6 protein-coding genes are annotated in these 12,573 nt (G+C 70.0%); 5 read left to right on the plus strand and 1 reads right to left on the minus strand.

The window, feature by feature from the left end:
* Nucleotides 1-123: 123 nt before the first annotated feature.
* Nucleotides 124-1,179, plus strand: a complete 1,056-nt coding sequence (locus IPK71_23420; GenBank protein MBK8216689.1) for a hypothetical protein — start codon at nt 124-126, stop codon at nt 1,177-1,179.
* A 95-nt stretch (nt 1,180-1,274) separates the two neighbouring features.
* On the opposite strand, the gene IPK71_23425 is transcribed toward IPK71_23420, so the two are convergent.
* Nucleotides 1,275-1,934, minus strand: a complete 660-nt coding sequence (locus IPK71_23425; protein MBK8216690.1) for a HEAT repeat domain-containing protein — start codon at nt 1,932-1,934, stop codon at nt 1,275-1,277.
* 34 nt (nt 1,935-1,968) lie between these two features.
* Here IPK71_23425 and IPK71_23430 point away from each other — a divergent pair, with 34 nt between their 5' ends.
* From IPK71_23430 to IPK71_23445, 4 genes are all read left to right on the plus strand, one after another.
* Nucleotides 1,969-2,826 (plus strand): M23 family metallopeptidase, encoded by an 858-nt coding sequence (locus IPK71_23430; GenBank protein MBK8216691.1) that lies wholly within the window; start codon nt 1,969-1,971, stop codon nt 2,824-2,826.
* A gap of 203 nt (nt 2,827-3,029) precedes the next feature.
* Nucleotides 3,030-4,460: a protein kinase gene (locus IPK71_23435; GenBank protein MBK8216692.1), complete on the plus strand. Its 1,431-nt coding sequence runs from the start codon at nt 3,030-3,032 to the stop codon at nt 4,458-4,460.
* A 138-nt stretch (nt 4,461-4,598) separates the two neighbouring features.
* On the plus strand, nt 4,599-10,136 hold the full coding sequence (locus tag IPK71_23440) for a hypothetical protein (protein MBK8216693.1): 5,538 nt from the start codon (nt 4,599-4,601) through the stop codon (nt 10,134-10,136).
* A gap of 190 nt (nt 10,137-10,326) precedes the next feature.
* Complete coding sequence (locus IPK71_23445) at nt 10,327-12,519, plus strand: hypothetical protein (protein MBK8216694.1); 2,193 nt, start codon at nt 10,327-10,329, stop codon at nt 12,517-12,519.
* Nucleotides 12,520-12,573: the final 54 nt, after the last annotated feature.

Raw genomic sequence — 12,573 nt, forward strand, 5'->3', positions numbered from 1 at the left:
CCTTGGTCGGGGGCACGGGCGTTGCTAGAGTCAGGGGGTGCGCACCGCAGGCCTCCGCCTTTGGCAGCGCCAGACTCCCGCGGCGTCGCCGCCTTCGCGAACTCCTCTCCCAGGATCCACGCCATGAAGCGAGCTCTTTCGGTCGGAATTTTCGGCGCTCTCGCGGCCGTCCTCGCCGGATGTCCGATCTACCCCGACAGCCGCAACAACACACGCGTCTGCGACGGCACGGCCTGCTACCTCTGCCCGGACTCGACCCTCGACGACCGCTGCGTCGACTGGAGATGCGACAGCGCCTCCGAGTGTCCCTCGGGTTACCGCTGCGACTCGTCGAGCCGCTGCGTGCCCGGGACGACGACGCCCCCGAGCACCGGCACCCGCTGCTCCTCGGCGGCCGACTGCCGCGCGGGAGAGGTGTGCGGCTCCGATTCCCTCTGCCACACGGGGACGTGCGGCGACTGGGGGTGCCCTTCTCCTCAGGTCTGCAAGCTCCAGAACGGCGCGCTCCGCTGCACCACCCCGACGTCCCCCAACGACGCCGGCCCCGGGCCGGGTTGCTACAAGGACGCCGACTGCGCCTCGACGGCCGGCGCCAAATGCCTCTCCGGTCAGTGCACCGCCCCGGCGGATCAGTGCTCGGACGCGACCCAATGCCCGGGTGGCCAACAGTGCGTTCAAGGCGTCTGCACGCCCTCCTGCTCGGCGTCGAAGCCTTGCCCGACCGGGTTCGGCTGCGACCTCTCCAAGGGCGTCTGCACCCAGAACCCGACCCCTTGCACGGAAGGTGGAAACCAGTGCCAGGGCGGCACGACCTGCGTCCAGGAGCGCTGCGTGAGCCCATGCGGCACGGGAAACACCTGCCCCTCCGGTCTCGTCTGCGTCGACGGGGGCTGCATCCCGAACCAGCGACCGGTCTTCACGTGCGACAAGGAGGGCCTCCGCGACGCGTGCGCCGCGGGCAGCATCTGCCTGCGCCATAGCTGCTACATCGCGTGCGACTCGGACGCCTCCGACGCCTGCCGCGCGAGCGATCGCTTCAACGTGTGCAAGAGCGTGACGACCGGGTCGGGCACCTACTCGGTGTGCGGCTCGGACTCGAACCTCGGCACCGAGTGCGACGTGGCCCAGGGCCGCGCGTGCAATAGCCCCCTCGTGTGCATCGACGGCTTCTGCCGCTGACCCTCCGAACGCCCCGAACCGAAGAAGCCCTCTCGTCCTTCCCGAGAGGGCTTCTGCCTATTTTAGCCACGAAGCGCCCGGATCGGCGTCGCCGGTCAGCGGCGCGGGGGCTTGCCGCCCGACTGTTTCGTCTCGACCTCGCCGAGCAGCTCGCGGGCCTCGTGGGCGAGCTCGCCGATCGTGACGAGGAGCCCCTCGGCTTCGTCGTCGACCTCGACCTGGCGACCGTCACGGACGAGCGGCGCGAGGAGGGGGGCGGCCGTGGGGTCGCCGAGCTCCGCAAGAGCCTCGATGGCCGAGGCCACGACCTCGCCCTCCGAGTGAGCGAGGAACTTGCCGAGCAGCTTCACGCAGCCCGGCTCGGCGACCTCGGCGAGGAGGTAGGGCAGCTCGGTCAAGGCGGGGCTGTCCTTCGGGAGCCGTGCGAGCGCGCGCTCGATGCCGAGAGCCACCTCTTTGAACCTCTCGAAGGCGATGTTCTCGAGCTCCTCCCCGGCGACGGCTCGGGCTTCGGCGCTCTCGCCGCCCAGGATGTCGACGAGGAGATCGACGGCCTCGGGCCCCTCGATTTCGCCGAGCAACACGGAGAGACGGACGAGAGTGGCGGCCGCGTCGTCCGTGTCGCCCTCTTCGAGCGCGGCGCGCGTCCGCTTCGCGATTTCGGGGACCAGCTTCTTGCCTTGCGAGGCCAGCTCGGCATGAAGTCGCCTCACGGTGCGTTCGGCCAGGAAGAGCTCGTCGAGTTTCGTCGCCATGAGCGCGCTATAGTCCCATTTCGAGGCGTTCGTCATGCCCCCTTCGCATTCTCCTCCGAAGACGTCCGGGTTCCGAGCATGGCTCGTCGCTGCCGCAGCCCTGCTCGTGCTGGCATCCGGGGGGTACGGGCGCGCGCACACGGGACGGACTCCCCCCCGCGCGCCCGAAGCTTCGGAGGGGGCTCCCGAGGCGTCGCCTTGCCCGCAAGGAACGCTGCCCGACGAGGGCGCGTGCGTCCGAGCGGAGGCCCTCGACACGAGTGAGGGCGCCGAGAAAGAGGCGGCACCGAATGGCCACCACGATCGCTCGGGTCGATGGGCGATTTACGAACAAATTCCAAAACTTCCAGAGAGACCGGCGGCCTACGAGGCCTACCGCTACCCCGTCCAACCGGGGCTGCCCGGGGGCAAGTACGTCGTGAGCGGATACGATCTCGACCAACCGGACGAGCGGCAGCGAAGAGGTCGAACCCTGAGCCATGTCGGGCACGGAGGCCTCGATTTGCCGCAGACGAAAGGGGCGCCGGTCGTGCTCGTGGCGCTCGAGCACCAACAGGGAGACGCCGAGGTCCTCTTCACCGGGCGCCTCTTCGGCACGACGGTGATCACGCGGCACACGGTGCGCGAGGGCGGCAGGACGCGAGAGTACCTCGTGCTCTTCGGTCACCTCGACTCGATCGCCCCTTCCGTCTCGCCGGGCGTCCGCCTCCCCGAGGGCGCTCCGGTGGGAGGGGTCGGTGACACCGGCTCGCCCCAGCTCGTGCACCTCCACCTCGAGGTCCGGCGGGTACGCGAGGGCGTCGATCTGACCAAGATCGCCGGTGGGGGGGCGCTCATCGCCGAGAGCGTGAGCGTGGTCTGCGACCCCAGAAACGTCCTTCCGTTGCAGTGACCGGGCGCGTCGAGCCCACCCCTGTCGGTGCTGGGCAACACGTGGAGCTTGCACCCGCTCGAAAGCCGCGCGAGAGTAAAGAAAACGTGTCTCAACAGACCGCGGTACGGAGAGATGGGGGCGGATCGCGCCCGGATGGCCAGGAGGCCGCCCGGCAGGACGCCGCTTCTCCATCCTCGGTGGTCGTGAACGAGCACGACCCGATGATCGGCCGCAGCCTGGAGGGGCGGTACACCATCGTGTCGAAGCTCGGCGCGGGCTCGATGGGCACCGTCTACCGAGCCAAGCAGCACACGATGGGTCGCGAGGTCGCGATCAAGATCTTGCGCAGCGACAGGGCCCTCGACGAGTCGGCGAAGGCGCGTTTTCTGCGGGAAGCCCGGGCGAACAGCCTCCTCGCCTCGCCCAACACGGTCACCGTCTTCGACTTCGGCCAGAGCAAGACCGGCGAGCTCTACCTCGCGATGGAGCTCCTCGACGGCGAGTCGCTCGGGCAACGGCTCACGCGCGTCGGTCGCCTGGCCGTCGACGCCGCCATCGACACGGCTCGGCAAGCGCTCCGCTCGCTCGGCGAGGCCCACGCCAAAGGCATCGTCCACCGCGATCTGAAGCCCGACAACCTGTTCTTCGCCAAGGTGCTCTCGGGCGCGCTCATCGGCGACGACTCCCGGACGACGACCCGTCACGAGGAGATCGTCAAGGTCGTGGACTTCGGGATCGCGAAGATGCTCCGCGAGGGGGACGGCCCCATGAACGTGGTCGAGACCCAGGCCGGCACGGTCTTCGGGACGCCCCGGTACATGTCGCCGGAGCAGGCGCAGGGCAAGCCGCTCGACGCGCGCAGCGACCTCTACTCGCTCGGCGTGATCCTCTACCAAATGCTCACCGGCCGTCCGCCCTTCACGGACGACGACGCCATCGTGGTCATGGCGCGGCACATCAAGACGCCGCCCAAGCTCCCGACGGAGGTGTGCCCGGAGGCGGACATCCCGAAGGAGGTCGAGGCCGCCGTCATGCGCGCGCTCGCCAAGGACCCTTCGGACCGGCCCGAGAACGCCGAGGCCATGGCGGCCGAGCTGCTCGCGGCCGCCGAAGCGACCCTCGCGGGGACGAGCGGGGTGCGTGCGATGCTCACGAACGCCGCAGGAATCCCCGTTCCGGACTCGATGCGGCCTCCGGCGATGTCCGTGCCCCCTCCCCCGGTGGCGCCCGCCGTCGCGGCGTCCGCTTCGTCGCGCGACGGTCGCGGGACGGCGTGGTTCGTCGCCATCGGCCTCGGAGTCGTGGGGATCGGCGTCGCAGCCTACCTCATCGCTTCGAGCTCCCCGAAGGCGACCGTGGTGCCTCCTGTCCCTTCGGCATCGGCCAAGGCCCCCACGACGGTCAAGACCGCGCCCGCGGCCTCGCACTCGGGAGCCCCCACCATCTCGGTCGATTCTCTGCCGCTGGTCGGTCAGAAACCAACGGCGTCGGCTCCGGCGACCACTTCCGCGACCGTGGCGCCCCCACCGACCATGACCCCCGCGGCCGCCCCCTCGACGACGGCGAAAAAGCCCGCTCCGACGCCTCCGAGCAAACCCTCGGCCGCACCTGCCCCGTCGGCGACCTCGAAGTACGGCACGCTCGACCCCTGATCGGTCCGAAACCCGGCGCTCCGCACCAGGTGGACGAGGTAGGTGTACGTAGTCCGGGTGGATCGCCCGTGACCCGCACAAATCGAACCTTTTCGGAGCGTTGCCGAAGAGGGAACTTCCATGTAGCGTCGCGGCCCCATGGATCGGTCCGAAATCGACGACCTCGTCGAGCGTCTCGTCGCGGATCCCCACGATGAAGAAGCGCTCGCTTACGCGCATCGTGAGGGTGAAGCAGACCCCAAGTCCTATGCCCAGCTCCTCGAGCGTGTGGGCTCGGATACACGTGATCCCGCCTACGCGAGCCATTGGCTGAGCGAAGCGGCCAACGTGTGGTCGACGACGCTGAACGACGTACACCGCGCCGCGCGCTTGCTCATGATGGCGGTCGACAAGGACCCCACGCAGCAAGTCGCGGCCGAACGCCTCGCCGCCCTCTACCGAGAGAAGGGTGACACGAAGGCGCTCGTGGCGTTGCTCGATCGCCGAGCCAAGGCGCTCGCTCCGCTCCTCGCGCAACAGCCCGAGCTCCGTGACGAGCTCGCCGGGATGCACGAAGAGATGGGCAGGCTCTGGGCCGAGGCGCCGCTCTCGCAGCCCAAAAAGGCCATCGACGCCTTCCGGCGCGCCATCGAGCTCGACCCGAGGAGCGCCTACGCGATCTACAGCGCGCGCGAGCTCTTGAAGCAGCAGGGCCAGTACGCCGAGGCGATCCCGCTCTACCAAGCCGAGCTCGACATCGAGGAGGATCCGCAGCGACGCTCGGGCCTCTTCCGTGACGAGGCGGCGACGCGCAAGCTCGCGGGCGACCTCGCCGGCGCGAGCTCGGCCCTCGCCGGCGCGAGGGAGATCGATCCCGACGACCCGGCCCTCCAACACGAGCACGCCGCGTCGATCGTCGACCGGGTGGTCGCCGGCGAACAGGTTCCGGAAGAAGACCGGTCGTACGCCGTCGAGCTTCTCGTCGGGCTCGCCGAGACCTACCAGGGCGAGCACGGCATCGCCTACACGTCGATGGCGCTCGACGTCGACCCGGGCCACGACCGGGCGATGCAGCTCTTCGCCCACTACTCGCAAGACGAAGCCGCGCGGCCCGAGCTGCTCCGCCGCTTCAAAGCCTACCTCGACGCGAACCCGAACGGCGCCATGGCTCCGGACGCCCGCGGCGCGGTCGCCGCCGACGCGAGAGAGGGCGGCATCCCCGAAAAGCCCGCCGAGAAGCCCGCCGAAAAGCCGAGCCCGGTCGTCCGGCCGAAGCTCGAGCTCGCGGCTCAGAGCGGCCCACTCGAGCCCGCCCCCCCCTCGTCGAAGCCTCCTGCTCCTGCGAAGGGCACGACGACGACCCGCACGGCCACGAAAGACAAGGCCGCCGAAGCCGCGAGCGACCTCGACAGCCTCCTGTCCGACGCCCCGAAGAAGGCGGGCCCGATCTCGGCCGAGAAGCTCCAAGGCGTGCTCGACGCCGCGCAGATGCTCGCGGGCAAAGGGAAGAAGCCCGAGGCACTTGCAAAGTACAAGGAAGTCCTCGAGCAAGACGCGGCGCACCCGGAGGCGCTCGCGTGGGTGGAGGACTACCTCCGATCGAAGCGCGACTACGCCCAGCTCCGCGACGTGCTCCTCTCGAGCGTGCGCGCGGCCGGCGTCGACCGCGACTCGAGGAAAGAGCGCCTCCGCGAGGTGGCGGGCCTGTGCGAGGGCAACCTCCGTGACGTCGACGGTGCGATCAGCGCGTGGCGTCAGCTGCTCGCGGTCGACCGCGCCGACGAGAGCGCACGCAACGCGTTGATGCGGCTCCTCGAGAAGTCGCAGCGGTGGGACGATCTCGCCAACTTGCTCGAGCAAGAGGCGAACATCGAGAGCGACGTCGAGACCAAGGTCTCCCTCGAGAAGAAGCTCGCGAAGCTCCAAGAGGACAAGCGCAAGGACCTCGTCGCCGCCGGCGAGGCCTGGGGCCGGATCGTCCAGCTCGTGCCGGACGACGAGTTCGCGATCCAGACCGCCGCCAAGCTCTTCGAGAAGGCCGAGCGCCTCGATTTGGCCGCTCGCACGCTCGCCGAGAGCACCCCGTACCTCGACGACCCGATCGCCAAGGGCAACCTCCTCCAGAGGCTCGCGGAGCTCCGCGAGCAGCTCGGCGAGACTGCCGCGGCCGGCGACTCGTTCGCCGAGGCCGCCGACTGCCTGCGAAACGGCAAGCTCTGGGAAGAGGCCGAGCGCCTCTACACGACGGTCGAGGCCTGGGAGAAGGCGGCGAACGCGGCCTACCAGCGTGGTCTCCTCACCGGAGACCTCAAGGTCCAGGCGCAATACCACGCGCGCGCCGCCGACTACCTCACCAAGGTCGGCGACGAGGACGGTGCGCTCGAGCGCCTCGAAGAGGCGAACAACCTCGACCCCCTCAACGACGACTACGCCGCGGCGATCGTCTCTCGGTACACCACGAGCGAGCAGATCGACCGGCTCGTCACGTTCCTCTCGCGGCGCGGCGATCGCCTGAACGATCGCGTCAAGCGCGTGGCGCTCCGGCGCGAGGCCGCGAGCCTCGCGACGGCCAAGCTGAAGGACAAGGAGCTCGCACGCGAGCTGTGGCTCAAGCTCCTCGAGGACGGCGACGATCGCGAAGCGCTCGAGCGCCTCATCGACGACGCCATCGAACGGCAAGACCACACCGAGGCCGCGACGCTGCTGAGGCGCCTCGGGGCGAACACAGTCGACAAGTCCGAGCGCGCGCGCGTCGCCCTCCGCGAGGCAGAGCTCCTCGCCGAAGGCGTGGGCGACGTCGACACGGCGGTCTCACGCTACGAGGTCATCCTCTCCGAGCTCGACCCGACCTGCCGCCCCGCGCTCCAAGCGATCGCCAACATCCAGGAGCAGCGAAACGACTACGGCTCCGCCGCGGACGCACTCGAACGGGAGCTGAAGCTCGTCGCGGACGTGGTCGAACGTGGTCAAATCGCTAGTCGTTTGGCGCGTTTGTACGAACAGCTGAACGATCCGCGGAGCGCGATCCGCGCGCTCGATCTGGTCCGCAAGGCCGACCTCGAGGACTTCGACGCGCTCACCCGTCTTTGCGAGCTCTGCGAGCAGACGGAGCAGTGGGGTCGTGTCGCGGAGCTCCTCGTCGAGCGCATCGAGATCGAGGCCGACGAGGCCGAGGTGAGCAAGCTCACCATGAAGCTCGCGCAGATCCTCGCCGACAAGCTCGACCGGGGCGACGAGGCGCTCGGCGCGCTCACGGACCTCGCCGATCAGGGCGATTTCGAGGTGCGTGTAGCCTACATCGAGCTCGGCGACCGTCTGGGCTGGAAGGGCATCGTCGCCACCAAGCTGAAGGAGTGGTGGTTCGACGCCCGTCATGGCGCCGAGCGCACGTCCGCGCTGCGTGGCGCGTTCGACCGCTTCGCCGAGGTCGGTCGCGACCAGGACGCGGTCTCCGTCGCGATCGAGCTCCTTCGCACGAAGGGCGCCGACCACGAGCTCGCGAAGAGGCTCGAGGACCTCGCGGTCAAGACCGGTGACCACGACGCGCTCGGCGTCGCCCACGACCTCCTCGCGCGAGAGGTCCAAGGGCCGGATCGCGCACACGAGCTCGTGCGCCAGGCCGAGGTCCGCGTGCTCGCGGGCATGGGCCGGAGCGACGCGATCTCGCACGGCGAGGCGGGCCTCACGGGCATCGCTCCGTCGGACGTCGAGCCCCTGCTCGAGCGCCTCGCCGCGCTGGCCGCGAAGCCCGGTGACGTCGTCGATCTCTACGAGCGTCAGGTGTCGCGATCCAAGGCTCCGAACGACCGCGTTCGTGCGCTCGCGCGTGCCGCCCAGGTCGCCGCCGCTCGCGGGCAGGCCGATCGTGCGCGTGGCTTCCTGGAGCTCGCGCTCGCGGGGACGCCGACAGAGGAGACCCTCCAGCTCGTCGAGACCACGGCCCGGGACGGTGACCGCATGAGCGGCGGAGATCGCCTCCGGCGTGCACTCTGCCAGGCCATGGCGGCCGGAGGTCACGGCGCACGCGACGGCGGTCGCACGCGGGGGAGCCTCCTGCGACGGGCCGCCCACATCGCCCACAAGGACCTGAACGACGTCGACCAGGCCTTCACGTGGCTCGCCGACAGCCTCGTCGCGCACGTGGAGCCGCTCACGCTCGACGCCCTCGAAGGCCTCGCGGTCGAGGTCGGAGATCCTCGCCGCGCCGAGAACGGCTTGTCCCACGCGCTCTCGGAGGTGTTCGACGGTCCGCTCGTTCGGCAGCTCCTCGCTCGCCGCGCGAAGATCCGTCGAGAGCTGCTCGTCGAGCCGGCACAGGCCGCCGCAGACCTCAAGAAGCTCCACGACCTCTCCCCGAACGACCAAGCCGTGCTCGACGAGCTCGCTGCGCTCTTCATCGAGCTCGGTGACTTCCGTGGGCTCGTCCAGCTCTACGAGGACCAGATCCTTCGTGGCAAGGACATGAACGCCCGCGCCGAGCTCGCCCGCAAGGTCGCCCGGATGTGGGAGGAACAGCTGCAAGATGCACGCGAGGCCGCCGACGCATGGCGCCGCGTGCTGCGCATGAAAGCCGGAGACGAAGAGGCCACGGCAGGGCTCGAGCGCGCGAAGACGCAGAGCCTCAAGAAGGCCGACCCGACGAAGCTCCACGAGGCGTACGCGCCGCCGCGTCTGCCGGCACCCCCGCCGGCCCCCGAGGCGAAAAAAGCCGAGCCACGCGCCGCCCTGTCGGTGCCCGCGCGGGTCGAGCCGAAGCGAGCTCCCGAGCCCGTGAGGCCGCCCGAGCCGGTCAAGCCTTCGGCGCCCAAGAGCATCGAGCCGCCGAAGCCGCTCGTGCGGCCCGCGCCGCCGGCGATCGCCAAGGTCGAGCCCAAGCCCGAGCCCAAGCCCGAGCCCGTCAAGGTCGAGGAGCCGAGGGTCGAGGAACCTCCCCCCACGCCGCCTCCTCCGGTCACCGTCGCGTCTGCCGACGCCGACATCGACGCCTCGTTCGATCGGCTCGTGCCGAGCGATGCCCCCGAGTACGAGACCGCGGAGCGGCCGCTCCCGACCGAGATGCCCGGCGGGCTCGGCGCTCCCACCGTGGAGCCTCCTCCGCACGAGGCCGACGCGCACGACTCGACCGCGATCGCGTCGCCCCAGATGACGGCGCTCGCTCTCAAGGAAGCGAGCCGTCGGGCCGCAGGGTTGGTCGATCTGGCCCCGCCCCCGCGGAGCCCGATCGCGCTCGAGGACGACCCCGAGGCCGACCTCGCCCTGGACGCCCTCGTCGGCGCTGCCGGGCCCGCCCCGGAGCCCTTCGCGGCGCGCGGTCTCTCGGAGCCCGCTGACCTCGACGGGCCGTCGACGAAGCTCATCGGGGGCCTCGACGAGGTGACCCACGATGGCGTCGGGGACGCGCTCTCCGTGCCCACTCCACCCGAGAGCAAACGCCGGAGCGGCCCCCCTGCGCTCCCGCCGAGCGTCCCACCGGCAAGGCCCTCCGCGCTGGACGACCTCGACGCCCTGATCGCCGACCGGGCTCCGAAGGTCGAGGAGCTCCTCGACGGCGACGTGATGGACCTCGACGAGGCCGACCTGGTCACGTCGATCGGACGTTCGCCGATGGCCACCGATCCGAGCGAGGACGACGTCATCATCGCCGACGATTTCGACGACGTGGAGATGGTCGACGACGAGGACCGCCCGAGGCGCTGAACGCGAGCCCCGGGCCTCGGCGGGCGCCCCCGACCCCTCACGGTCGAAGGCGCCCGTCGTCGTTTGTCGCGAAAATGCCCAAGGGCCCGTGTGGGATGAGGCCGCAGATCGGCGTCCGCTATCGCACTGAAAAGCGGACCTTCCACGTTCCTGGGTGGAGGGTTCGTACGCGACGGGTACGCTCACTATCATGCGCGCTCATTTTGTCTTTGGTACGTCGCTCGCGCTCGCCGCGGTCGTCCCCTTCGTGGCCTGTGGGAGCACCGAGCCGGAGAGCACCTTCGACGCGGGGACGCCCCCCACCCCGCCCACCGGCCCCACCACCCCACCCCTCCCCGTGACCGATGGCGGGGGCTCGGAGGGAGGCGTCGCGGGCGGCGAGCTCGTGGTCTCGTCGCTTCGCATCGATCCACCGGACGCCGTGCGCCCCGTGGTCGCGGGTCAGAAGGTGACGCAGGCCTACCGGGTGCTCGGGAAGATCAAGGACCGCGACGAGGAGCTCGACCTCACGTCGCGGTTCGTCTTCTACGTCCCCGACAACTACTTGGTCGGCGGTTTTCCGCTCGACGGGAGCGCCACGTTCACGAGCCGCCTGCCCACGGCGCCGACCGATCCTCCGCAGCGCGGCGGGAAGGTCACCGTGCGGGCCCAGGCGCGCAACACGGACGACAGCCTCGTCACGGTGACGACGTCGCTCACGCTCAAGCTCACCGTCCCGCCGATCACGTCTCCCAACGCGACGCCGGCCCTGCCCGCGACCCCCGGAGCGCTCTTCGGCGGTGCGGTCGATGCCGCCCGCGCCCCCACGCTCGCCTATCCGAACAACGGCACCATGCTCCCACCGAACCTTCGTAGGCTCGAGGTGCACTGGCAGCCGGGATCCGCCACGAACACCCTCTACGAGGTCTCTTTCAAGAGCCCGTCGGCCGAGATCACCTACTACTCGCGCTGCGGCGCGCTCGGAGCCACGTGGAAGCCGGACTCGTGCGCGTTCGAGCTCGACGAGACGGGCTACCGGTACCTGTCCGACTCGAATCGGGGTGAGACCGCGAAGCTCCGTATCCGCGCGACCGACGACACCGGCACGGGAGTCGGAGAATCGGCGACGTTCGACGTATCGTTCGCCGAAGCGAACGTCGAGGGCGGGCTCTACTACTGGAAGGTCATCCCACCGACGAACCCCGAGCTGTCGAACGGGAGCGGCGAGGTCTTGCGCTTCGACTTCGGCGGCACCGCGTCGGCCCCCGAGCCCTTCTTGGTGCCCGGGCAAAACGGGCTCGCGCAAGACCAATGCGTCGGGTGCCACGCCCTCTCGCGGGACGGTAAGAAGCTCGTCGCCTCGGTCGGTGGCCGGTGGGACGGGCGCCAAGTGCTCATCAACGATCTCTCGCGCCCGGTGGGCTCTTCGGGTTGGCTCACCCAGGGAGGTGGCACGACGGGCGCACCCGCGCAAAATCGCATCCAGTTCGCGTCGTTCAACCCCGATGGCACCCGCATCGTGGCCGTCTACGGCGACCGAGGGAACGTCGGACGGGACGCCTTCCGACCCACCGAGGACGCGCTCCTCCCGGTCGGCTCGGTGGTTCCGACCGACCTCGGCTTTCGAAAGCTCTTCCTCATGGATGGCTCGACGGGCATTCGAAACGGGACGATCGACCTGCCCTACAAGCCCGATCACCCCGACTGGTCTCCCGACGGGAAGAGCATCGCGGTCACGCGCGTGAACGACGAGGCCACGACCTCGCAGGAGCCCGCGAACACCGGCATCGAGGTCATCAAGTCCGACGGGGCCGGCGGCTGGCTACCCTCCGAGACCGTGGTCGCGCCCGGCGGAGGCGCGAATCGGTTCGCGCCGAGCTTCGTCCCCGACTCGACCTTCTTGCTCTACACCGAGGCGACGTGCCCCGGCGGAGACCTCCAGTCGATCGAGTGCGACGCGAACGCCGACCCGACGGCCAAGACCTGGGCGACGAAGCCCGATCGCAACGCCACGCCGATCCTGCTCGCGAAGGCCGCGCAGGCGGGTGTGGCCGACAACGGCGCCACGTCCCTCGCCGACACCCTCCCGAAGACCTCCCCGTTCCAGACGAAACAGGGCTCGGGCAAGCTCTTTTGGTACACGGTGGCCTCGCGCCGTGAGCCGGGGCTCAGAAAGCGCACGGGCGCAGGTCAGCAGCTCCTCTGGATGTTCGCGATCGATCCCGCGAAGGTGCTCGCAGGGCAAGACGGAAGCTTCACCGGCTTCTACCTGCCCTTCCAAGATCTCCAGACCTCGAACCACATCGGCCAGTGGACGCAGAAGATCGTGTCGGACCAGCCGCCCCCGCCCCCGCCGTCTCCGCCCCCGCCCCCGCCCCCGCCGGTGCCTCCCGTTCCGAGGTGAGGTCGGCGCCACGAAGCTACGGCCGGGGCTCGATTCGGGCCCCGGCCGTCGGCC

This window comes from Myxococcales bacterium, assembly GCA_016712525.1.
Lineage (GTDB): Bacteria > Myxococcota_A > Polyangia > Polyangiales > Polyangiaceae > JAAFHV01.